Source organism: Nocardioides lentus (assembly GCF_039529515.1).
Lineage (GTDB): Bacteria > Actinomycetota > Actinomycetes > Propionibacteriales > Nocardioidaceae > Nocardioides > Nocardioides lentus.
On record NZ_BAAAMY010000007.1, the window covers coordinates 83,682 to 106,588 of the forward strand.

Annotated in this window: 19 protein-coding genes; 11 read left to right on the plus strand and 8 right to left on the minus strand. The window is 74.5% G+C overall.

Annotated elements, in window-relative coordinates; genetic code table 11:
* The first annotated feature begins 3 nt into the window (after window positions 1-3).
* The 3 genes from ABD158_RS14800 (at window position 4) to ABD158_RS14810 (ending at window position 2,664) form a co-directional block, all read left to right on the plus strand.
* Window positions 4-1,614 carry an acyl-CoA carboxylase subunit beta gene (locus ABD158_RS14800; protein ID WP_344008595.1) on the plus strand — a complete coding sequence of 537 codons (1,611 nt, stop codon included), beginning with the start codon at window positions 4-6 and terminating at the stop codon, window positions 1,612-1,614.
* A 238-nt stretch (window positions 1,615-1,852) separates the two neighbouring features.
* The gene (locus ABD158_RS14805) at window positions 1,853-2,062 is read left to right on the plus strand and encodes an acyl-CoA carboxylase subunit epsilon (RefSeq protein ID WP_344008317.1); all 210 of its coding nucleotides are present in this window, start codon (window positions 1,853-1,855) and stop codon (window positions 2,060-2,062) included.
* A complete protein-coding gene (locus ABD158_RS14810; RefSeq protein ID WP_344008318.1) occupies window positions 2,059-2,664 on the plus strand; it encodes a Maf family protein in 606 nt (201 codons plus the stop codon). The genes ABD158_RS14805 and ABD158_RS14810 overlap by 4 nt, the downstream gene beginning before the upstream one ends.
* A gap of 31 nt (window positions 2,665-2,695) precedes the next feature.
* Here ABD158_RS14810 and ABD158_RS14815 read toward each other — a convergent pair whose 3' ends face one another.
* The gene (locus tag ABD158_RS14815; protein ID WP_344008319.1) at window positions 2,696-3,199 is read right to left on the minus strand and encodes a GtrA family protein; all 504 of its coding nucleotides are present in this window, start codon (window positions 3,197-3,199) and stop codon (window positions 2,696-2,698) included.
* Between the two features lie 103 nt (window positions 3,200-3,302).
* Here ABD158_RS14815 and ABD158_RS14820 point away from each other — a divergent pair, with 103 nt between their 5' ends.
* The gene (locus ABD158_RS14820) at window positions 3,303-4,220 is read left to right on the plus strand and encodes a DUF1963 domain-containing protein (protein ID WP_344008320.1); all 918 of its coding nucleotides are present in this window, start codon (window positions 3,303-3,305) and stop codon (window positions 4,218-4,220) included.
* A gap of 13 nt (window positions 4,221-4,233) precedes the next feature.
* Here ABD158_RS14820 and ABD158_RS14825 read toward each other — a convergent pair whose 3' ends face one another.
* The 3 genes from ABD158_RS14825 to ABD158_RS14830 form a co-directional block, all read right to left on the minus strand.
* The gene (locus ABD158_RS14825) at window positions 4,234-5,439 is read right to left on the minus strand and encodes an acyl-CoA dehydrogenase family protein (RefSeq protein WP_344008322.1); all 1,206 of its coding nucleotides are present in this window, start codon (window positions 5,437-5,439) and stop codon (window positions 4,234-4,236) included.
* A 92-nt stretch (window positions 5,440-5,531) separates the two neighbouring features.
* The gene (locus ABD158_RS19275) at window positions 5,532-5,651 is read right to left on the minus strand and encodes an MFS transporter small subunit (RefSeq protein ID WP_425573211.1); all 120 of its coding nucleotides are present in this window, start codon (window positions 5,649-5,651) and stop codon (window positions 5,532-5,534) included.
* Complete coding sequence (locus ABD158_RS14830; protein WP_425573212.1) at window positions 5,648-7,048, minus strand: OFA family MFS transporter; 1,401 nt, start codon at window positions 7,046-7,048, stop codon at window positions 5,648-5,650. The genes ABD158_RS19275 and ABD158_RS14830 overlap by 4 nt, the downstream gene beginning before the upstream one ends.
* 132 nt (window positions 7,049-7,180) lie before the next feature.
* Here ABD158_RS14830 and ABD158_RS14835 point away from each other — a divergent pair, with 132 nt between their 5' ends.
* Window positions 7,181-8,983, plus strand: a complete 1,803-nt coding sequence (locus tag ABD158_RS14835; RefSeq protein ID WP_344008326.1) for an acetyl/propionyl/methylcrotonyl-CoA carboxylase subunit alpha — start codon at window positions 7,181-7,183, stop codon at window positions 8,981-8,983.
* A gap of 91 nt (window positions 8,984-9,074) precedes the next feature.
* Here the strand turns inward: ABD158_RS14835 and ABD158_RS14840 are convergent, their stop codons facing one another.
* Both ABD158_RS14840 and ABD158_RS14845 read right to left on the minus strand, forming a co-directional pair.
* On the minus strand, window positions 9,075-10,061 hold the full coding sequence (locus ABD158_RS14840) for an LLM class F420-dependent oxidoreductase (protein WP_344008328.1): 987 nt from the start codon (window positions 10,059-10,061) through the stop codon (window positions 9,075-9,077).
* 859 nt (window positions 10,062-10,920) lie between these two features.
* Window positions 10,921-11,442, minus strand: a complete 522-nt coding sequence (locus tag ABD158_RS14845; RefSeq protein WP_344008329.1) for a type II toxin-antitoxin system PemK/MazF family toxin — start codon at window positions 11,440-11,442, stop codon at window positions 10,921-10,923.
* Window positions 11,443-11,525: 83 nt separating this feature from the next.
* Between ABD158_RS14845 and ABD158_RS14850 the strand changes: the two genes are divergently transcribed.
* The 4 genes from ABD158_RS14850 to ABD158_RS14865 all read left to right on the plus strand — a co-directional run bounded on the left by ABD158_RS14850 (window position 11,526) and on the right by ABD158_RS14865 (window position 18,254).
* Complete coding sequence (locus ABD158_RS14850; protein ID WP_344008330.1) at window positions 11,526-12,785, plus strand: hypothetical protein; 1,260 nt, start codon at window positions 11,526-11,528, stop codon at window positions 12,783-12,785.
* Window positions 12,782-14,122: a hypothetical protein gene (locus ABD158_RS14855; RefSeq protein WP_344008331.1), complete on the plus strand. Its 1,341-nt coding sequence runs from the start codon at window positions 12,782-12,784 to the stop codon at window positions 14,120-14,122. Before ABD158_RS14850 ends, ABD158_RS14855 begins: the two co-directional genes overlap by 4 nt.
* On the plus strand, window positions 14,119-14,796 hold the full coding sequence (locus ABD158_RS14860) for a hypothetical protein (RefSeq protein WP_344008332.1): 678 nt from the start codon (window positions 14,119-14,121) through the stop codon (window positions 14,794-14,796). The genes ABD158_RS14855 and ABD158_RS14860 overlap by 4 nt, the downstream gene beginning before the upstream one ends.
* Before the next feature lie 77 nt (window positions 14,797-14,873).
* Entirely contained in the window at window positions 14,874-18,254 is a 3,381-nt protein-coding gene (locus ABD158_RS14865) for a pyruvate carboxylase (protein WP_344008333.1), read from the plus strand.
* A gap of 40 nt (window positions 18,255-18,294) precedes the next feature.
* Here ABD158_RS14865 and mftR read toward each other — a convergent pair whose 3' ends face one another.
* A complete protein-coding gene (mftR, locus tag ABD158_RS14870) occupies window positions 18,295-18,885 on the minus strand; it encodes a mycofactocin system transcriptional regulator (protein WP_344008334.1) in 591 nt (196 codons plus the stop codon).
* A gap of 132 nt (window positions 18,886-19,017) precedes the next feature.
* Between mftR and mftD the strand changes: the two genes are divergently transcribed.
* Entirely contained in the window at window positions 19,018-20,241 is a 1,224-nt protein-coding gene (gene mftD / locus ABD158_RS14875) for a pre-mycofactocin synthase MftD (protein ID WP_344008335.1), read from the plus strand.
* 508 nt (window positions 20,242-20,749) lie between these two features.
* On the opposite strand, the gene ABD158_RS14880 is transcribed toward mftD, so the two are convergent.
* Entirely contained in the window at window positions 20,750-21,916 is a 1,167-nt protein-coding gene (locus ABD158_RS14880) for a SpoIID/LytB domain-containing protein (protein WP_344008336.1), read from the minus strand.
* 110 nt (window positions 21,917-22,026) lie between these two features.
* Here ABD158_RS14880 and ABD158_RS14885 point away from each other — a divergent pair, with 110 nt between their 5' ends.
* Window positions 22,027-22,857 (plus strand): hypothetical protein, encoded by an 831-nt coding sequence (locus ABD158_RS14885; protein ID WP_344008337.1) that lies wholly within the window; start codon window positions 22,027-22,029, stop codon window positions 22,855-22,857.
* Window positions 22,858-22,907: the final 50 nt, after the last annotated feature.

Consider the following 22,907-nt stretch of genomic DNA (forward strand, 5'->3'; position numbering starts at 1 on the left):
GACGTGAGCGGGGCGGGCACCGAGGTCCCCGAGGACCTCGACCTGCACACCACCGCCGGCAAGCTCGCCGACTTGGACCGACGCCTCGACGAGGCCGTCCACGCCGGGTCCGAGAAGGCCATCGAGAAGCAGCACGCCAAGGGCCGCCAGACGGCCCGCGAGCGCATCGAGCAGCTCTTCGACGAGGGCAGCTTCGTGGAGCTCGACGAGCTGGCGCGCCACCGCTCGACGGCGTTCGGCCTCCAGGAGCGCCGGCCCTACGGCGACGGCGTGGTCACCGGCTACGGCACGGTCGACGGCCGTCAGGTCTGCGTGTTCTCGCAGGACTTCACCGTCTTCGGCGGCTCGCTGGGCGAGGTGTACGGCGAGAAGATCACGAAGGTCATGGACCTCGCGATGCGCACCGGGTGCCCGATCATCGGCATCAACGAGGGCGCCGGCGCGCGGATCCAGGAGGGCGTCGTCTCGCTGGGCCTGTACGGCGAGATCTTCCGCCGCAACGTGCACGCCTCCGGCGTCGTGCCGCAGATCAGCCTGATCATGGGCTCGTGCGCCGGCGGCCACGTCTACTCCCCCGCGGTCACCGACTTCACCGTGATGGTCGACGGCACGTCGAACATGTTCATCACGGGCCCCGACGTCATCAAGACGGTCACGGGCGAGGACGTGACGATGGAGGACCTGGGCGGCGCCCGGGCCCACAACACCAAGTCGGGCAACGCCCACTACATGGCCTCCGACGAGGAGGACGCCCTCGACTACGTCAAGGCGCTGCTGAGCCACCTGCCGCAGAACAACCTCGACGAGCCGCCGTACGACCCGGACGCGGAGCTGTCGCTCGCCGACCTCGAGCCGACCGACGAGGACCGGGCGCTCGACACCCTGATCCCCGACTCGCCGAACCAGCCCTACGACATCCACACCGTGATCGAGGCCGTGGTCGACGAGGGCGACTTCCTCGAGGTCCAGCCGCTGTTCGCGACCAACATGGTGATCGGCTTCGGGCGCGTGGAGGGTCGCCCCGTCGGGGTCGTGGCCAACCAGCCGATGCAGTTCGCGGGCACCCTCGACATCGACGCCTCGGAGAAGGCGGCCCGCTTCGTGCGGACCTGCGACGCCTTCAACGTCCCGGTGCTGACGTTCGTCGACGTGCCGGGCTTCCTGCCGGGCACCGACCAGGAGTGGGGCGGCATCATCCGCCGCGGGGCCAAGCTGATCTACGCCTACGCGGAGGCGACCGTCCCGCTGGTCACGATCATCACCCGCAAGGCCTACGGCGGGGCCTACGACGTCATGGGCTCCAAGCACCTCGGCGCCGACATCAACCTCGCCTGGCCGACCGCGCAGATCGCGGTGATGGGCGCCCAGGGCGCGGTCAACATCCTCTACCGCAACGAGCTGAAGGACGCCGACGACCCCGAGGGCCGTCGCGCCGAGCTCGTCGACGAGTACGACAAGCACCTGGCGAACCCCTACATCGCCGCCGAGCGCGGCTACGTCGACGCGGTCATCACCCCCCACGAGACCCGCGCCGAGGTCGTCCGCGCCCTGCGCCTGCTCCGCACCAAGCGCGCGACGCTGCCCCCCAAGAAGCACGGCAACATCCCGCTGTAAGGCGGCCCGGAGGGTCGCCGCGCAGCGGGATCGGAGCCGAGTCGGCCCGAACGACGCGGCGAGCGCCCGGTGCCCGGCGGCGGCGCCGGGGCGCACCGGAGCCGAGTCGGCTCGAACGACGCAGCGAGCGCCAGCGAGCGCAGGAGGCTCGTGCCGACTCGGCGATCCGGGCAGCCCCGTGCGGTCGACAACCAGAGGCCGACCCGAGAGGGTTGGTCCGGAACCTGAAGGAGAGCGCATGACCGACGAGCACCCAGCCCTCCGCATCGTCAAGGGCGACCCCACCCCGGAGCAGCTGGCGGCGCTCGTGGCGGTGGTCGCCGCGGCGTCGGGCGGTGAGGCCTCGGCCCCCCGTCGGACGACGGAGTGGGCGCGGCCGGCCCGCCGGCTGCGCGCCCCGCACCACCCCGGCCTCGGCGCGTGGCGCGCCAGCGGTCTGCCGCGGTGAGCGACGGGCGACCCCACCTGGTCCTGGCCTCGGCCTCCCCCGCGCGGCTGGCGACGCTGCGCAGCGCCGGGGTGGAGCCGACGGTGATCGTCTCCGGCGTCGACGAGTCGCAGGTGACCGGCCTCGCGCCGGCCGACCTGGCGCAGGCCCTGGCCCACCTGAAGTGCGACGCGGTGGCCGACGGGCACGACGTCCCCGCGGGGGCGCTGGTGCTGGGCTGCGACTCGGTCCTCGAGCTCGACGGCGAGGCCCTGGGCAAGCCGGCGGACGCCGCGGAGGCGACGCGCCGCTGGGAGGCGATGCGCGGGCGCACCGGCGTCCTGCACTCGGGCCACTGCCTGCGCGCGCCGGACGGACGGGTCGAGGCGGGGACCGCCTCGACGCGGGTGCACTTCGCCGACGTCACCGACGCCGAGATCGCGGCCTACGTCGCGACCGGGGAGCCGCTGCACGTCGCGGGGGCGTTCACGGTCGACGGCCTCGGCGGCGCGTTCGTGCGCGGCGTCGAGGGCGACCACCACGCGGTGGTCGGGCTCAGCCTGCCGCTGCTGCGCGAGATGTGCCTGCGGCTCGACGTGGCCTGGACCGACCTCTGGGCCTGAGGCCCGGGCTCGCGCGCCAGGCGGCGGCGGGTCAGGCTGCGGGGCGGGCGACCGGGGTGGCCGTGGCCGGCGTGGCCGGCGCGGCCGGCGCGGGGGCCGCGGGGCGGACGAACACGTAGCGGCGGAACAGGTAGAACCGGGCCACCTGGCTCAGACCGAGCCCGATCAGGTTGGCCGAGACGTTGTCGCTGAGGGCGTCGTCGAGGCCGAGCACGCCGCGGCTGATCCCCAGGCAGGCGATCGGGATCGTCATCGTCGCCACGTTGATGACGACGAACTTCACGACGCCGCCGTCCTTGTCCTGGGTCTCGCGCCCACGGAACGCCCAGGTGCGGCTGCCGACGTAGGCGACGCCCATGCCGACGGTGTTGGCGAGCACGTACGCCGTGACCGGCCAGCCGCTCAGCCACGGGTCGTCGTAGATCCAGATGCCGTGGAGCAGCAGGTTGAACAGCAGCAGCGAGACCAGGGTCGCCGCGGCCCCCACCTCGGCGAAGCGCAGGCCTTCCTTGCCGCGCCGCTTCCACGTCTCCACGGACGGAGGGTACCCGCGCCCGGGGCCGCGGACGCCATCCCGGAGCCCGTGGCGGGCCGCCCGGCCGCCCGGCGGATCGGCCCGGCTCGCTAGCGTCGTGGGCATGGTCGCGCCCGATGACGATCCGCAGTCCGTGGTGACCCGTCTCGCGCACGAGCACCTCGACCCCGAGACGGCGCGGCGGTGGCTGCGCCTGGTGCGCCCGGCGGTGCAGCTGCTCAGCCCCGTCGGCGGCGCGTCGTACGACGACCTGCCGCGCGTGGGGCGCCTCGGCGGCCTGCCCGACGTGCCGCCCGGCTTCGTCTGGCCCGTCTGGGAGGGCCACGGCCCGCTGCCGCTGGTCGCGGAGGTCGACCTCGGCGCCGTCCGCGCCGCCGGCCTCGACCCGGGCCTCGCGCTGCCGCGGCGCGGCCGGCTGCTGGCGTTCCACTACGACGGCCCGTTCCTGCAGGACCCCGACGGCGTCGTCGACGTCGACGACCCCGGCACCCGGGCGGCGTCGCGGCTGCTGCACCTGGACGACGACCCGGCCGCGCGGGTGCCCGCCGACGGGCCGGCGGGCCTGCACGTCTACCCCGAGCGCGTGCTGCGGGGCCGCGGCACGGTGAGCACGCCGGGCTGGGCCGACGTCGCCCTGGTCGAGGAGCTCGGCGACCCGGCCGCGGGCGACGGCCTGGCCGCCCACCGCCGCTGGATGTCCCACCCCGTCAACGCCGAGGCCTTCCGGGCCGCGCTCGCCGCGCACCTCGCACCCCCGGACCTGAGCCCCGACGAGGTCGTGCACCAGCTCGGCGGGTGGGCCCACCACGTGCAGGACCCGGTCGAGGCCGAGGTCGCCGCAGACCCCCTGCGGTGGCGTCCGGTGCTGCAGGTCGGCTCCGAGCCGAGGCTCGGCGGCCCCCCGGCGGCCCGCTCGGACGACGAGATGTCGTGGGACGACCTCGGCGCGCTCTACTGGCTCGCCCGCGACGACCGTCTGGCCGAGCTCGACGAGGTCCGCTTCACCCGCCAGAGCGGGTGAAGCGGACCGACCCTCACTCGACGGGCAGGCCGAGCCCGCGGGCGATGAGCATCCGCTGGATCTCCGAGGTGCCCTCGCCGATCTCCAGGACCTTCGCGTCGCGGTAGAACCGGGCGACCGGGTACTCCTCCATGAAGCCGTATCCCCCGAACACCTGGGTCGCGATCCGGGTCGCGGTCACCGCGGCCTCGGTGGTCTGGAGCTTGGCGACGGCGGCGGCCTGCTTGAACTCCTTCTGGGGCGCGCCGCGGTCCTTCATCGCGGCGGCGGCGTAGGTGAGCAGGCGCGCGGAGCGCAGCAGCACCTCGAGGTCGGCGATCTGGAAGGCGACGCCCTGCTTGCGCCCGATCGGGCCGCCGAAGGTCTGGCGCTCCCCGGCGTACGTCACGCACAGGTCGAGGCAGGCCTGGATGCAGCCGACCGCCAGGGCGGCGATCGCGACCCGGCCGTCGTCGAGGGTGGCGAGGAACTGCGCGTAACCGCGGCCCCGCTCCCCCAGCAGGTGGTCCTCGGGGACGCGTACGCCCTCGAAGGTCAGCGGGTGGGTGTCGGAGGCGTGCCACCCGAGCTTGTCGTACGCCGGGCCCACGACGAGGCCGGGCGTGCCCGAGGGGATGACGATGGTCGAGATCTCCGGCTTCTCGCGGCCGTCGGCGGCCGTGCGGGTGCCGGTGCGGGCGGTCACGGTGACCAGCGAGGTGATGTCGGAGCCGGAGTTGGTGATGAACTGCTTCGAGCCGTCGACGACCCACTCGCCGCCCTCGAGGGCGGCCCTGGTGCGCGAGGCCGAGGCGTCGGAGCCGGCGCCGGGCTCGGTGAGGCCGAAGCCGGCGAGGGCCTGGCCGGAGACCAGGTCGGGCAGCCAGCGCTCCTTCTGCTCGGGCGTGCCGAACTCGAGGATCGGGTTGATGCCCAGGCCCACCGCGGCCTCGAGGGTGATGCCCATCGACTGGTCGACGCGACCGATCTCCTCGATCGCGAGGCACAGCGAGGTGAAGCCGCCGTCCTCGCCGGAGAGCCCGGCGCCGCCGTACTCCTCGGGGGCGGTGAGGCCGAAGAGGCCCATCTTCCCCATCTGCTGGACCACGTCGACCGGGAAGTGGTGCTCCCGGTCCCACTGCGCCGCGTGGGGCGCGATCTGGGCCTCCGCGAAGTCGCGGACGCTCTGACGGAACTCCTCGTGCTCGCGGGAGAGCTCACCGAAACCTGGGGTCGTCATGTGACCCAGGCTACCCGAGGAGGTTAGCGATCGTTAACCCCCGCGGACGCGAGGTCCGCGGGGGTCGACGACCACTGTCCGGGCCGTGGGTCCTACTGGGTGAAGAGCCGCGAGACGCGGATGGCGGTCTCGACGAGGCCGTAGAGCAGCGGGATGGAGACCAGGGCCCAGGCGATGCCGATGAAGCCCTTGCTGTTGACGAGCGCGTTCACGCCTTGCTCCCCTCGAGGGCCGGATCGGTCCCCTTCTCGTGGTACTTCTCGGACACCGGGCGGACCAGCAGGTTGGCGACGAAGCCGACGACCAGCAGGCCGACCATGACGAACAGGGCGGGGCGGTAGTCCGCCGCGACCAGGGTGCCGGGCTCGCCGGCGCGGTCGAGGATGCTGTTGAGGATGAGCGGCCCGGCGATGCCGGCCGCGGACCACGCGGTCAGCAGGCGGCCGTGGATCGCGCCGACCTGCAGCGTGCCGAACAGGTCGCGCAGGTAGGCCGGGATCGTGGCGAACCCGCCGCCGTAGAAGCTCAGGATGACGATCGCGAGCAGCAGGAACAGCGTGATCGAGCTGGAGCCGACCGTGGCGAACGCCAGGTAGAGCAGCGCGCCCGCGCCGAGGTAGGCCATGTAGATCGGCTTGCGCCCGACCGCGTCGGAGGTCGAGGACCACACGAAGCGACCGGCCATGTTGGCGATCGAGAGCAGCCCGACGAAGCCGGCCGCGGCGGCGGTGGAGACCGAGGACTCCCCGCCGGCGCCGTCGCGGAAGAAGTCCTGGATCAGGCCGGAGGCCTGCTCGATGATCCCGATGCCGGCGGTGACGTTGCAGAACAGCACGATCCACAGCAGGTAGAACTGCGGCGTGCGGATCGCGTTGTGCGCGGTCACGCTCGCCGTGGTCACCATCGCCTTGGCCTTCACGGTGGACGGGTCGAAGCCGTCGGGCTTCCAGCCGTCGGCGGGCACCCGCACGATGAAGGCGCCGAACATCATGAACACGGCGTAGATCGCGGCCAGGGTCAGGAACAGCCCGACCAGGGCGCCGCCGGAGGCGATGGAGCCCGAGACGGACGGGTCGAAGTCGCTGTCGTAGAGCCCGAGCAGCCGGCCCGACAACGGGCTGGCGACGAGCGCGCCGCCGCCGAAGCCCATGATCGCCATGCCGGTCGCGAGGCCCGGGCGGTCGGGGAACCACTTGATCAGGGTGGAGACCGGCGAGATGTAGCCGATGCCCAGGCCGATGCCGCCGAGGAAGCCGTAGCCGAGGTAGACCAGCCACAGCTGGCCCGAGGCGATGCCGAGCGCGCCGACGAGGAAGCCGGAGACCCAGAAGCAGGCCGACACGAACATCGCCGCGCGGGGGCCGCTGCGGTCCACCCACGTGCCCATCGCCATCGCGGACAGGCCGAGCATCACGATCGCGATCGAGAAGATGAACCCGATCGCGGTCTGCGAGGCCTCGAAGTGCTCCTGCATCGCGGCGCGGTACACGCTGGTGGCGTAGACCTGGCCGATGCTGAGGTGCACGGCGAGCGCCGCCGGGGGGATCAGCCAGCGGTTGAAGCCGGGGCCGGCCACCGTCCGCTCGCGTGACAGGAATCCAGGAAGCACGAGCATCTCCTCACCGGGCGCCCGAGTGGCGCCGCCCACACCCTAGGACGTGTCCGCCGCGGACCGACGGGCGCTAACCTGCGCGCCGGGGCGCGTGTCCCCGTCCGCCACACACAGCCAGGAGCCGCCGGGATGTCCACGTCGCAGGTCACGTCGCAGGTCACACCGCTGCAGAAGGTCCTCATCGCCAACCGCGGGGAGATCGCCGTCCGCGTCATCCGGGCGTGTCGTGACGCCGGGATCGGCAGCGTGGCGGTGTACGCCGACCCCGACCGCGACGCCGTCCACGTGCGCATCGCCGACGAGGCCCACGCCCTCGGCGGCTCCACCCCGGCCGAGTCCTACCTCGACATCGAGAAGATCGTGCGGGTCGCCCGCGAGTCCGGTGCCGACTCGGTGCACCCGGGCTACGGCTTCCTCGCCGAGAACGCCGACTTCGCCCGCGCCGTGATCGACGCCGGCCTGGTCTGGATCGGTCCCCCGCCGGAGGCCATCGAGTCCCTCGGTGACAAGGTCCGCGCGCGCCACATCGCGGAGAAGGTCGGCGCGCCCCTCGCCCCCGGCACGAAGGACCCGCTCGACGACGCCCAGCAGGCCGTCGACTTCGCCGAGGAGCACGGCCTCCCCATCGCGATCAAGGCCGCCTTCGGCGGCGGCGGCCGCGGCCTGAAGGTCGCCCGCGAGATGAAGGAGGTCGCCGACGCCTACGAGTCCGCCGTGCGCGAGGCGGTCTCGGCCTTCGGTCGGGGCGAGTGCTTCGTCGAGAAGTTCCTCGACCGCCCCCGTCACGTCGAGACCCAGTGCCTCGCCGACGCCCACGGCAACGTCGTGGTCGTCTCCACCCGCGACTGCTCCCTGCAGCGCCGCCACCAGAAGCTCGTCGAGGAGGCGCCCGCACCCTTCCTCAGCGACGACCAGGTCGAGCGCCTCTACACCGCCTCGAAGGCGATCCTGCGCGAGGCGGGCTACGTCGGCGCCGGCACCTGCGAGTTCCTGGTCGGCCAGGACGGCACCATCTCCTTCCTCGAGGTCAACACCCGCCTGCAGGTCGAGCACTGCGTCTCCGAGGAGGTCACCGGCATCGACCTCGTGCGCGAGATGTTCCGCGTCGCCGCCGGCGAGGAGCTGGGCTACGGCGACCCCGAGATCCGCGGGCACTCCATCGAGTACCGCATCAACGCCGAGGACGGCGGCCGCAACTTCATGCCGGCCCCCGGCACGCTGACGCGGTGGAGCCCGCCGCAGGGGCCCGGCGTACGGCTGGACGGGGGCTACGAGAACGGCGAGACGATCCCGGGCAGCTTCGACTCCCTGATCGCCAAGCTCGTCGTCACCGGCCGCGACCGCACCCAGGCGCTCGAGCGCTCGCGTCGCGCGCTCGCCGAGTTCGACGTCGACGGCATGCCCACCGTCATCCCGTTCCACCGCGCGGTCGTCACCGACCCGGCGTACGTCGGCGCCTCGAACCCCTCCGGCGAGGGCTCCTTCGACGTCTACACCACCTGGATCGAGACCGACTTCGACAACCGGATCACGCCGTACGACGGGGAGGCCGGGGAGGCCGACGAGCCGGTCGAGCGCCAGAGCGTCGTCGTCGAGGTCGGCGGGCGGCGTCTCGAGGTGTCGCTGCCAGGCGGGCTGTCCCTGGGCGGCGGGGGCGGCAGGGCCGCGGCCCCGGCGAAGCGCTCCCGCAAGAAGTCCGGCGGCGCGGCGGCCGCCTCGGGCGACGCCGTCACCTCCCCGATGCAGGGCACCGTGGTCAAGGTCGTCGTCTCCGAGGGCGACGACGTCGCCGAGGGCGACACCGTGGTGGTCATCGAGGCCATGAAGATGGAGCAGTCGCTGACCGCCCACAAGGCCGGCACCGTCAGCGGCCTCACCGCCGAGGTCGGCGCGACCCTCACCAACGGCGCCGTCGTCTGCGAGATCGTCTGACCACGGCCGCCTGACCCCCCGCCACCTGAGGGAGGTACTTCTGGGTCACCTGGTGGCCCGGAAGTACCTCTGTCTCCCCTCGGTGGCCGGCTCAGCCGGCGGCGGCGCGCAGCTTGTCGAGCAGCGGCTCGGCGGCCTGCTCGAAGAACGGGTCCACGCCCTCGTCGCCCACCTGCACCAGCGCGACGTCGGTGAAGCCGGCCTCCCAGTAGGGCCGGATCGCCTCGACGATGGCGTCGAGGTCGGGGCCGCAGGGGATGTTGTCGGCCACGTCCTCGGGCCGCACGAACTGGGTGGCGGCGGCGAAGCCGGCCGTGGTCGGCAGGTCGGCGTTGACCGACCAGCCACCGGCGAACCAGCGGAACTGCTCGTGGGCCCGCTCGACCGCCCGCTCGCGGCTGGGGTCCCAGCAGATCGGGATCTGGCCGATGGCGCGGGCGCCCTGCCCGATGGTCGCGGTGCCGTCGGTGTCGTTCCAGGCGCCGACGAGGTCCGCGGAGGGCTCGGTGGCGATCAGGTGGTCGGCCAGCGGGCCGAAGCGCTCGACCGCCTTCGGCCCGCCCATCGCGACGCCGATCGGCACGCCCCCCTCGGGCAGGTCCCAGATCCGGGCGGAGTCGACCCGGTAGTGCTCGCCGGCCCAGGTCACCAGGCCGCCCTCGTGGAGGGCGCGGATGATCTCGATGGCCTCGACGAGCATGTCCTGGCGCTCGTCCAGGGCGGGCCAGCCCTCGCCGACGACGTGCTCGTTGAGGTTCTCGCCCGAGCCGAGGCCGAGCGTGAAGCGGCCGTCGGCCAGCAGCTGGAGCGTCGCCGCCTTCTGCGCGACCACGGCCGGGTGGTAGCGCAGCGTCGGGCAGGTCACGTAGGTCATGAGCTCGACCCGCTCGGTGGCGTGCGCGACGGCGCCCAGCACGGTCCAGGCGTACGGCGCGTGGCCCTGGGCGGAGAGCCAGGGGAAGTAGTGGTCGCTCGAGACCTCGAAGTCGAAGCCGGCCCGCTCGGCGGCCACCGCGTGGCGCACCAGGTCCTTCGGGCCGGACTGCTCGGTCATCAGGGTGTAGCCGAATCGCGTCATGGCCCCGCCGTACCCCGAGGGAGGGAGGGGTAGACGAGCCCGTTGCCGTCCTCCGTCGCACGGGTGCCGCGTTCCTCCGCAGACCCCCGGCCGCTCGTCCTGCTGCCGGCCCGGGCGCGACACGGTGACGCGGTGCCCGAGCTCCCGCCCGCCGTCGCCGCGCTGGCGCGCCACCAGGACGGCGTCGTCAGCCGGCGACAGCTGGTCGCCGCGGGGGTGGAGCCCCACGAGGTCAGGTGCCGGCGTCGGGGTCGGCTCCTGACGCCAGGGCACGACGGGGTCCACGTCCTCCACACCGGGGCGCTGACCACCCGGCAGCGGGAGTGGGCGGCCGTGCTCTGGGCGGCACCCGCGGCGCTCTACGGATCCCGGGCCCTCGGGCCCGGGATCCGGCAGCGACGGGGAGGCGAGGGGCCCGTCCACGTGGCCGTCGACGCCGGTCGCAGGGTCCGCGCGACGACCGGGGTGACGGTCCACCGTGTCGTCGACCTGGCGGCGAGGGTTCAGCTCGACCGCGCCCCACCGAGGGTGCGGGTGGAGGAGGCGGTGCTCGACGCGGCCGCCGGGTGCGAGGACGACCGTTCCTCGCCGGCGTGCTGTCGGACCTGGCGGTCGGCGCCTGCTCGCTCCTGGAGCGGGCGTACCTGCACCGGGTCGAGCGCGCCCACGGCGGCCCGACCGGCGGCGTTGATGCAGCAGCTCGGCTGACCGGCGAGCTGGTCCGGTGCCCGGAGTGCCCGCCGAGGGGTGATGGAGGTACTGCTGGGTCACCAGGTGACCCAGCAGTACCTCCATCACGTGGCGAGCGGGCTCAGGTCGGCGGTGCCGCGAGCTGGCACCAGACGTCCGCCGTCCTGGCTCAGAGCGTGCCGAGCCCCCGGGCGCGGGCCACGACGGCGTCGAAGACGGGGCGCGGCAGGGCGGCGCCCTCGCGGCGGATCGCGGAGCGCTCCAGCACGACGAGCCGGTCGAGGCGCACCTCGCTGGGCCGGCGGCGGGCGTCCCAGCCGCCTGTGCCGACGTCCATCCACTCCCGGCCCCACCGCGCCTCGTCGGCGGCGTCGCGGTCGTGGTCCTTCGAGGTCAGGTAGAGCCCCAGCCAGCGGCCGTCGCGCTCGGCGACCAGCAGGACCGGCCGGTCCTTGCCCTGGGAGGGGTCGTCCTCGTAGGGCACCCACCCCCACACGACCTCGCCGGGGTCGGGCTCCCCGTCGGCCTGCGGGGCGTACGACGAGCCCGCGCCGGTGGTGGGCGCCGGGCCGGGGGTCGGGGGGCGCGGGTCCGCGGTCGCCGTGCGGCGGGCCTGGGCGGCCCTGACCTGGCGGTAGACGGTCGGCCCGTGCCGCAGGGCGAGGGTGGCGGCGCGTCGGAGGAGGCTCACGTCGACCCAGGGTAGGGGGCCGCGGCGACGAGCGACCGGCCTGAGAGGGTTTCCGTCGCACGGCTCGGGGAAAGGTGGCGGAGATGAACGACGCCCTCGTCAACGACGTCGCCGCGGAGCTCGCCCGCGACGGCGTGTACGTCGGCCGCGGCGCCGAGGACTGGCTCGACCCGGCCGAGGTCCGCGAGCTCGAGGCGAACGTCGCGGCCGCCGACGAGCCGGTCTTCGTGGTCCTCGCCGCCCCGCCGCAGGGCGCCGACGGCAGCTGGGGCAGCGACCTGGCCTTCCGGCTCCACGACGCCACCGGCCGCGACGGCCTCTACCTCGGCGTCGACCGGGTCTCCGACGGCTTCGTCAGCACCACCACCGACGGCCTCGTCGTGCAGCCCTTCGTCGGCGACGACGGCGTCCGCGTGTCGGTGCAGCAGTGGGGCGAGGTCGCGGGCTCCACCGACGTCTCGTTCGACGTCGACGGGATCCTGTCCCACGGGGACGAGGGCCAGGCCCAGGAGCTGGGCGCGGGTCTGCTCGAGGTCACCGGTGCGCTGGCCGACGGCACCTTCACCGAGGTCGCGGAGCAGGCGTCCGCGGCCCGGGCGCAGGCCTACGACGACGCCGACGGCACGGCCGGCGACTGGCTGCCGGTGGCGCTCGTGGCGGCCGTCGTGGTCGCGGCCGCCGCGGCGGGTCTGCTGCTGCTGCGTCGTCGGGCGCGGGCCCGGCCCGGACGCGGGGCGGACCAGCCCTTCGCGCTGCCGGCCTCCGTGCTGGAGCGCGTCCGCGAGGCCGGCGACGCCGACGCCGTACGACGGGCCCGCACCGCCGTGCTGGCCCTCGGCGAGCGGATCGACGCCACGGACCTGGACCCCGGGGCCGGGCCCGCGGCGCTGGACTCCTGGCAGGCGGCGCTCGACCACTACGACGCCGCGGGCCGGCTGCTGCCGGCGACCTCCGACGCCGCGGGGGACGCCGAGGCCGGCGCCGAGGTCGACGTGCTCGACGCGGTCGGCGCCCTCGTGCTGGCCGAGCGCGGCGAGGTGGCGCTGCAGGCGGCGAGACGGGGCTCGGCCTTCGCCCCGCCGCGCCCCTGCTTCCTCAACCCCCTGCACGGCACCGCGACCGACCCGCGTCCGCTCGAGGTGGCGGGCACCGGCGTCGACGCCCCCGTCTGCCGCCGGTGCCGCCACGACCTGGAGGCGGGCCGCCGGCCCGACATCCTCGACGTCGTCCACCGCGGGGCGCCGGCCCACTACTTCGAGACCGACCGCGAGCCCTGGGCCTCCAGCGGCTTCGGGGCGCTCGACCCCGACCTGCTCACCCGGCTCCACCGGCGGACCCGGTGAGCGGGTCGGGGACCGGTGCCGCCGCGCCGGGCGCGGGCGCTGTGGGTGCGGGCGCTGCGGGTGCGGGCGCGGCGGGTGCCGCGTCGCCCCCGACGGTCGACGAGATCGCGGCCGCGCTGGCGGAGGACCCGGTGCTGGTGGGTCCCCGTTTCGGCAACGGCGACACCGCCGCCGTGCGCCAGGAGCTCGGTGAGCTGGTCGCCGCCGCCGACCTGCCGACGTACGTCGTGATGGTCGACCCTCCCGCGGACCTCTCCGGCAGCGACCCGGCGGCCGACCTCGCGAGCCGGCTGTTCGAGGCCTCCGGCGACGCGGACGCCACCTACCTCGTGCACCTCGGCGCGGAGTCCTACACCCACGAGGTGGTCGGCTTCGGGGAGGCGCCGGGACGCGACGAGCTGTTCGCGCGGCAGCCCGGCGCGGCGTTCGAGGGCGGCGCGACCGCCGGCGTGACCCCGGCCGGGGTGCTGGCCCGCGACCTCGAGGTGCTGCTCGACGACGCCGGGGTCGACGACGACGCCTGGGACGCCTACGCCTCGACCGCGCCGTGGGCCGAGACCGACGTCTGGGAGCCTGCCGTCCCTCCCCCCGACGCCTCCGACGCCGTCTTCGGTCCGGCCCTGCTGCTCGTGGCCGTCACCGGCGGGGTCGTGGTCGTGACCGAGGCCGTCCGTCGCCTCCGGGTCGCGGCACCCCCGGCGTCCACCTGGCTCCCGTCGTCGACGTCGGGGCGGCGCGACCGCCCGGACGACCTCCACGACGCCGCCTCCGTACGACGTCGTCTCGACCTCGAGCTGACGGCCGCCTCGGAGGCGGTGGCCGCGGCGGCCGGCACCGAGGGGTCCCCGGCTCCCGAGCGGCGCGAGCGGCGCGACGGCAGTCTCGACACCGCCCGCCGGCTCGCCGACCGCCTGCCGGCGGACCCGGAGGCGGAGCACCTCGCCGACCTCGTCGGGGCCCTCGTGCTGACCCGCACCGCGCTGCGGGAGGCGCAGTCGACCACCGGACGGGGTCCGCGGCGCCGGCGCCGCGAGCCGTCCGCGCCGACGCCGTACGCCTGCTGCACGCTCGACCCGCGGCACGGGGAGGCGACGGGCACCCGGGAGGTGCCGGTCGGCGACCGGACCCTGGACCTGCCGGTGTGCGAGGCCTGCGAGCGTCGTCCCGCGAGCCGGCTCGCGGTGATGCAGGTCCCCGGCGACCGGTGGCGCCGCCGACAGCAGCCCTACCTCGAGCAGGACACCGTCTGGTCGCGCACCGGCTACGGCGCCTTCGTCGACGAGCTCTGGACCCACGTCGCCGACGACCTGCGATCCCGACGCGAGGTCGGCCGGTGAGGACCGCCACGCGGCTCGCGGCCGAGGTCGTCGCGGGCGCGGGACTGGCCACCGCCCTCCTGCTGGTGCTGCCCGGACCCGGCTCCGTGGCCGAGCAGCGCGTCGAGCGCTACGGCGGCGCCGGGGACCGGGTCACCGAGGCCGTCGCCGGGATGCTCGAGGACCGGGTCCACGTCCCGGCGGACGGGCGGGCGATGCTGCCGCCGGCCGCCGAGGCCCGGGTCTTCGCGGCCATCGTCGAGCGGGACCTGCCGGTCTACGTCACGGTCTGGGAGCCGAGCTGGTTCGCCGGCTACGAGCACCCGATCCAGGCCGCCGAGCAGATGGCGTGGGCGCTCGGCGAGGAGACGGGCGAGCCCGCGCTGGTCGTGCTCTGGCAGGGCCCCGACGACGGCTACCTCGAGGCCACGCCGGGCCACCGCTGGGCGCCCGAGGGCGCGTCGTACGAGCAGGAGCGCCCGCAGTTCCTCGGCGAGGCCGGCACCCGGCTGACCGAGTGGGTCACCGGCCTGCCGACGGGCTCGCCGGACGCCTCGCCGTTCGCCGCGTCCGAGGCCGGCAGCACCGTGGGCGGCGTCACCTCGGGGGTGCTGGCGGGCCTGACCGTCACCGCCGTCCTGGCCGCGATCGCCCTCGCCGTCACCACGGTCCGGGGCCGGTCGCGCAGGACCTGACCCGGGTGGACGGCCCGGGTGTCCACGGACGTCCGTGGTGACCCAGCCCACAGCCCGGCGCCGCTAGCCTGCGGCCCATGTTCTCGAAGGTGCTGGTGGCCAACCGTGGCGAGATCGCGATCCGTGCCCTGCGGGCGGCGTACGAGCTGGGGGCGCGCACGGTCGCGGTGTTCCCCCACGAGGACCGCTGGTCCGAGCACCGACTGAAGGCCGACGAGGCCTACGAGATCGGCGAGCGCGGCCACCCGGTCCGCGCCTACCTCGACCCCGAGGCGATCGTCGCGACGGCGGTGCGCGCGGGCGCCGACGCGGTCTACCCCGGCTACGGGTTCCTGTCGGAGAACCCGGCGCTGGCCGAGGCCTGCGCCGCGGCCGGGATCACCTTCGTCGGGCCCACCGCCGAGGTGCTGACCCTGACCGGCAACAAGGCGCGCGCCATCGCGGCCGCCAAGGCCGCCGGGGTGCCGACGCTGTCGAGCGTCGACCCGACCGACGACGCGGACGCGCTGATCGAGGCGGCGGCCGGGCTCGACTACCCGCTGTTCGTCAAGGCCGTCGCCGGCGGCGGCGGGCGCGGGATGCGGCGGGTCGAGGCGGAGTCCGACCTGCGCGAGGCCGTCGAGGCCTGCATGCGCGAGGCCGACGGCGCGTTCGGCGACCCGACCGTGTTCATCGAGCAGGCCGTCGTCGAGCCGCGCCACATCGAGGTGCAGATCCTCGCCGACGGCACCGGCGAGGTCATGCACCTCTTCGAGCGCGACTGCTCGGTGCAGCGGCGCCACCAGAAGGTCGTCGAGATCGCCCCGGCCCCGCACCTGGACCCCGAGCTGCGCGACCGCATCTGCGCGGACGCCGTGCGGTTCGCCCGCGAGATCGGCTACCGCAACGCCGGCACGGTCGAGTTCCTCCTCGACCCGCAGGGCAACTACGTCTTCATCGAGATGAACCCCCGCATCCAGGTCGAGCACACGGTGACCGAGGAGGTCACCGACGTCGACCTCGTGCAGTCGCAGCTGCGCATCGCCTCCGGCGAGACCCTCGCCGACCTCGGGCTGTCGCAGGAGACCGTCTCGCTGCGCGGCGCCGCCCTGCAGTGCCGGATCACGACCGAGGACCCGGCCAACGGCTTCCGCCCCGACACCGGCCGGATCACGACGTACCGCTCCCCCGGCGGCGGCGGCGTCCGCCTCGACGGCGGCACGACGTACACCGGCGCGGAGGTGTCGGGCTACTTCGACTCGATGCTGACCAAGCTCACCTGCCGCGGGCGCGACTTCGAGACCGCGGTCGCGAAGTCGCGACGGGCGGTGGCGGAGTTCCGGATCCGCGGCGTCGCGACCAACATCGCCTTCCTGCAGGCGCTGCTCGAGGACCCCGACTTCGCGGCCGGGCGGGTCACGACGTCGTTCATCGAGACCCACCCGCACCTGCTGACCGCCCGCTCGTCGGGCGACCGCGGCACCAAGCTGCTCACCTACCTGGCCGACGTCACCGTCAACCAGCCCCACGGGCCCGCGCCGGTCTCCATCGACCCCGCCGCCAAGCTGCCGAAGGTCGACCTCGCGGTGCCCGCGCCCGACGGCACCCGCCAGCAGCTCCTCGCCCTCGGCCCCGACGGCTTCGCCGCGGCGCTGCGCGCGCAGGACCGCGTCGCCGTCACCGACACGACGTTCCGCGACGCCCACCAGAGCCTGCTGGCCACCCGCGTGCGCACCCGCGACCTGCTCGGCGTCGCGGGCCACGTCGCCCGGACGACGCCCGACCTGTGGAGCCTCGAGGCCTGGGGCGGCGCGACGTACGACGTGGCCCTGCGCTTCCTGGCCGAGGACCCCTGGGAGCGGCTCGCCAGCCTGCGGCAGGCCGTGCCCAACATCTGCCTGCAGATGCTGCTGCGCGGTCGCAACACGGTGGGCTACACGCCGTACCCGCGGCAGGTGACCGACGCGTTCGTCGCCGAGGCGGCCGCCACCGGCATCGACGTGTTCCGGATCTTCGACGCCCTCAACGACGTCTCGCAGATGCGACCCGCGATCGACGCCGTGCGCACGACGGGCACCACCGTCGCCGAGGTCGCGCTCTGCTACACCGGCGACCTGTCGGACCCGGGCGAGAAGCTCTACACGCTCGACTACTACCTGCGCCTCGCCGAGCAGATCGTCGACGCCGGCGCCCACGTGCTGGCGATCAAGGACATGGCCGGCCTGCTGCGCGCCCCGGCCGCCCGCACCCTGGTCACGGCGCTGCGCGAGCGTTTCGACCTGCCGGTGCACCTCCACACCCACGACACCCCCGGCGGCCAGCTCGCCACCCTGACCGCGGCCATCGAGTCCGGCGTCGACGCCGTCGACGCGGCCTGCGCCGCGATGGCCGGCACCACCAGCCAGCCGGCGCTGTCGTCGCTGATCTCCGCGACCGACCACAGCCCCCGCGAGACCGGCCTCGACCTCGCGGCCGTCAACGCGCTGGAGCCCTACTGGGAGGCCGTGCGCCGCGTCTACGCGCCCTTCGAGTCGGGCCTCGCGGCTCCCACCGGTCGCGTCTACCGCCACGAGATCCCCGGCGGCCAGCTGTCCAACCTGCGCCAGCAGGCGGTCGCGCTGGGCCTCGGCGAGCGGTTCGAGCAGATCGAGGACATGTACGCCGCGGCCAACGACATCCTCGGCAACGTCGTCAAGGTGACCCCGTCGTCGAAGGTGGTCGGCGACCTGGCCCTGCACCTGGTCGCCGTCGGTGCCGACCCGGCCGCGTTCGCGGCCGACCCCGACGACTTCGACATCCCGGACTCCGTCATCGGCTTCCTGCACGGCGAGCTCGGCGACCCGCCCGGCGGCTGGCCCGAGCCCTTCCGCGCGAAGGCGCTCGAGGGTCGCACCTGGGAGCCGAAGGACTCCGACCTCACCGACGAGCAGTCCGAGGCGCTGGACTCCACGCGGCGCCGCGAGACGCTCAACGAGCTGCTCTTCCCCGGCCCGACCGAGGAGTTCCGCAACTCCCGCTCGACCTACGGCGACACCTCGGTGCTCGACACCCGCGACTACCTCTACGGCCTGCGCCAGGGCGAGGAGCACGAGGTCGAGCTCGAGGAGGGCGTGACGCTGATCCTCGGCCTGCAGGCCGTCAGCGAGCCCGACGAGCGCGGCGTGCGCACCGTGATGTGCACGATCAACGGCCAGCTGCGCCCGGTCGCCGTGCGCGACCGCAGCGTGCAGGCCGACTCCGCCGCGGCCGAGAAGGCCGACGCCTCGAACCCCGGCCACGTCGCCGCGCCGTTCCAGGGCGTCGTCACCGTCGTGGTCGAGGAGGGCCAGGAGGTCGCCGACGGCGCGACCGTGGCGACCATCGAGGCCATGAAGATGGAGGCCTCGATCACCGCGCCGAAGGCCGGCACGGTGGAGCGGATCGCGCTCGGCGGGCCGCAGTCCGTCGAGGGCGGCGACCTCGTGCTCGTCCTGTCCTGAGCCTCCCTGGGCCCTGCGGGGCCGGGGCCGGGGCCGGGGCTCAGTCCAGGTGGGCGCGCAGGCCTTGCATGGCCTCGTCGACGAGCCCGGGAAGCGACGCGGACGGGTCGTCCAGCCAGCGGTCGTACGCCGCGAGGCTGAGCGCGAGGCTGACGTGGCCGACGGTGCGCGGCTGCAGGTCGCTCGGCGACGCGCCGGTACGGCGGGCGACGTACGCCGCGATCACCTCGCGCCACTGGCGGTAGCGGAGCACGGAGTGCGCCTGCAGGGCCGGGGTCCGCAGGATGAGGCGCATCCGCTGCTCGTGGGGCGGGTCGGCGTCGCGGGGGAAGTCGTTGAAGGCCACCACGCCGTGGTGCACGGTCTCCCACAGCGGGGCGTCGAGGGGCGCGGCGTCGAGCAGCGCGGCGAAGTCCTCGACGGTGCGGTCGAACAGCCCCCACGGGATGTCGTTCTTGGACGGGTAGTAGCGGAACAGCGTGCGGCGCCCGACCCCGACCTCGGCGGCGATCAGCTCGAGCGGGGTGGCGTCGAAGCCGCGCTCCTCGAACAGCGCGAACGCCACACGCTCGATCTCGGCGTGCGTGGTCGCGCTGGGGCGGCCGAGGGCGGTCCGACGTGTCGTGGTCACGGCGGTGCACCTCCTACCCGGTCGGACGGTTCCGTTGTGGCCCAGGGTGCCATAACGTGAGTGGCGCAGGTCACAGCGACCGCACCGCACCACCGTCCCATCCGCCGTCGTACCCCGTCACGGGGAGGTCCCATGAGCTCGAAGCCCACCTGGTTGCAGAACCCCTGGAAGCAGAACCCGTGGTTCGAGTCGGTGGCGGTCGCCCAGGAGCGAGCCCGCAAGCGCCTGCCGGCCCCCGTGTACGGCGCGCTGGTCGCCGGCTCCGAGCGCGGCCAGACCATCGACGACAACCAGCGGGCGTTCACCGAGATCCAGTTCGCGCCCCACGTCGCCGGCCACCAGGCCGAGCGCAGCATGGCGACCACGCTGATGGGCCAGGAGATTTCCCTGCCCGTGGTGATCAGCCCGACCGGCGTGCAGGCGGTGCACCCGGACGGCGAGGTGGCCGTGGCCCGCGCCGCCGCCTCGCGCGGCACCGTGATGGGGCTGTCCAACTTCGCTTCCAAGTCCGTCGAGGAGGTCTGCGCGGTCAACGACCGGACCTTCTTCCAGATGTACTGGACCGGTCAGCGCGACGTGATGGTCCAGCGCATGGAGCGCGCCCACGCCGCCGGCGCGAAGGGCCTCATCGCGACCCTCGACTGGTCCTTCTCGATGGGTCGCGACTGGGGCAGCCCCGAGATCCCCGAGAAGGTGGACCTCAAGACGATGGTGCGGATGGCGCCCAAGGTGGCGACCAAGCCGCGGTGGCTGTGGGAGTTCGGCAGGACCGGCACGATCCCCGACCTGCGCGCCCCCAACCTGGCCCCGCCGGACGGCGGCGAGGCCCCCACCTTCTTCGGCGCCTACTACGAGTGGATGACCACCACCCCGCCCACCTGGGACGACGTCGACTGGATGCGCGAGACCTGGTCGCAGATCAGCGGGCGCCCCTTCATGCTCAAGGGCGTGTGCCGCGTCGACGACGCCAAGCGCGCCGTCGACGCCGGCGTCACCGCGATCTCGGTGTCCAACCACGGCGGCAACAACCTCGACGGCACCCCCGCCACCATCCGCGTGCTGCACCCGATCGCCGAGGCCGTCGGCGGCCAGGTCGAGGTCGTCATGGACGGCGGCATCCGGCGGGGCTCGGACGTCGTGAAGGCGCTCGCGCTCGGCGCCCGCGCCGTGATGATCGGCCGTGCCTACCTGTGGGGGCTCGCCGCCAACGGCGAGGAGGGCGTCGGCAACGTCCTGGACGTGCTCCGCTCCGGCATCGACTCCGCCCTGCTCGGGCTCGGGCTGTCCTCGATCGACCAGCTCGGCCCCGACGTGGTCGAGGTCCCCGACGGCTTCCTGCGTCCGCTGGGCGTCTGAGCCCGCCGCACGGCGGCCCCGCGGGCCGCGCGTACGGGTCACCGGGTGTCGTGGCTCCGCGCCTCGTCCCTCGGCACGTCGCACCTCGACCTCCGGGCCCGCCGGAGGTCGAGGCGCGAGGAGCCCGGGACCCACCGGAGGTCGAGGCGCGAGGAGCCCCGGACCCACCGGAGGTCGAGGCGCGATGAGCCCCGGACCCACCGGAGGTCGAGGCGCGAGGAGCCCCGGCGACGAGCCACGAGACCCCGCAGGCCCGCCCACCGGAGGTCGAGGCGCGAGGAGCCCGGGACCCACCGGAGGTCGAGGCGCGAGGAGCCCCGGGACCCACCGGAGGTCGAGGCGCGAGGAGCCCCGGGACCCACCGGAGGTCGAGGCGCGAGGAGCCCTGGCGACGAGCCACGAGACCCCGCCGGCCCGCCCACCGGAGGTCGAGGCGCGAGGAGCCCGGGACCCACCGGAGGTCGAGGCGCGAGGAGCCCTGGCGACGAGCCACGAGACCCCGCGGGCGTCAGACCACGCGGAACCAGTGCGAGCGCAGGCCCAGCGCGAAGCGGAGGTCCGGGCCGCTGACGGTGGTCGAGCCGCGGCTGCCGGTGATCCGCACCTGCAGCGCGCGGCCGTTCCACTCGCCGTGGCCGTCGCGGCGGACGACGCGCACGCCGGTGAGGTCGCCGATCCCGGGCCACCGGGACTCGAAGGCCGAGGCGGGGACGCTCGTGCGCCAGTCGTGGTTGGGGTTGCCGGACCACCCGTCGTACGGGTCGGGGCGGGCGCGGAGGTAGGGCTGCGAGCCGGGGGCGGTGTGGCCGCCGTTGGAGGAGGAGAACTGGGTGAACGCGGGGCGCCCACCGCTGGTGCGGACCTCCCCGGCGGTGCGCTCGACCGCCCGGTTGGAGTCGGGGTGCTCCGCCCCGAACCCGCCGTACACCTGGCTGGTGACCGTGTCGTGCACGTCGAAGTGGTCGCCGCGGGGGTGCTGCCGCTCCCACGCGGCGTAGCTGCGGGCGGCGACGGCCTGCGCCTGCACGGCGGCGGGCGCCCAGGCCGCCGGCATCTCGAGCGGGACGACGCCCTTCAGGTAGTTGTCGAGGCCGAGCACGTTCACCGTCTCGCCGACGGCCAGGCGCAGGGCGCCGCGGTAGCGCCGCGGGCCGGCGGCGGTCACCAGCGTCACGGCCGCCCCCTGCGCGTCGAGCTCGCCGCCGCCGGACAGCCGGCGCCAGAAGCGCCACTGCCGGTCGTCGCGGAACGAGACCACCGCGCCGCCGCTGCCCGCGCCCGGGCGCAACCGCCACTGCCGGGCGCCGTTGTCGGGCAGGCGGGTCAGGGCCGCGGCGCCGCTGCGGCCCAGGTCGCGGACCCGCAGCCGGGGGCGGGCCTCGACGACCACGTCGCCGTCGGCGTCGCCCGAGAGCCGCACGCGGACCTTGCCGGAGGCCCGTCCCACCTCCGTGCCGGGGTAGTAGAACGCCGTGATCTGCCGCTGGGTGCGGCCCTCGCGCGCCGCGCCGTAGGCGCCGTACTGCGACATCCCGATGCCGTGGCCGTAGCCGTGGCCCTCGAACGTGACCTGCGACGGCCCCTCCGCGGCGGCCGGGGCGGCGGGGGCCAGCAGCCACCCACCCGCCAGGGCGAGGGCCAGGGGCAGCAGGGAACGGCGGGTCGGGGGACGCATGGCCTCGATGGCACCACGCGTCACATGCGTAACGCGAGTGATTCTCACTAACTACAGCCGTGTACTTCTCGCGGGGTCGCGCGGTCGGGGCCGCGACCTAGACTCGGGTCATGGGAGAGCTGCTCATCGTCCTGCTGCTCGTCGCCGTCATCGGCGGCGTGGCCCTCGTGTCGAGCAACCGCACCAAGAAGGCGAAGGAGCTCGAGGCCGCCGATGCCTTCGCGAAGGTGCGCGTGCCGATCGACGAGGACGTGACGCGCTTCGGCGAGGAGCTCTCCGACCTCCACGTCGAGACGCTGACCGACACGCTCGACACCCCGATGCGCCAGGACTACCAGCGGGCGCTCGACTCCTACGAGCACGCCAAGCAGCTGCTCAAGGACGCCACGACCTCGGAGGACCTCAAGCAGGTCACCACCGCGCTCGAGGACGGTCGCTACGCGATGGCGTGCGTGCTCGCCCGGCGCGACGGGCGCGACCTGCCCACCCGGCGCCCCCCGTGCTTCTTCAACCCCAACCACGGCCCGGCCGACCGCGACATCAACTGGGCGCCGCCCGGGGGCGTCGAGCGTGACGTGCCCGTCTGCGCGGCCGACGCCGACCGCGTCGCCGCCGGCGCCGAGCCCGACGTCCGCAAGGTCCGCGACGGCAACCGGATGGTGCCCTACTACGAGGCCGGCCCGGCGTACGGCGCGTACGCGCAGGGCTACTTCGGGGGCTTCGTGCTCTCGGGCCTGCTCCCGATGATGTTCCTGTCGTCGATGATGATGCCCGGCGGCGGTTTCGACGGCTCGTACGGCGACGGCTCGGGTGAGGGCGGAGGCGACGGCGGGGGTGACTACGGCGACGGTGGTGGCGACGGCGGGGGCGGTGACTTCGGCGGCTTCGAGGGCGGCGGCAGCGCCGACATGGGCGGCGGCTTCGACTTCGGCGGGTTCTGAGCCGCTGCACAGGCGCCGCTGCGGGCCGCTGCGGAATAGCGGTCCGCCGC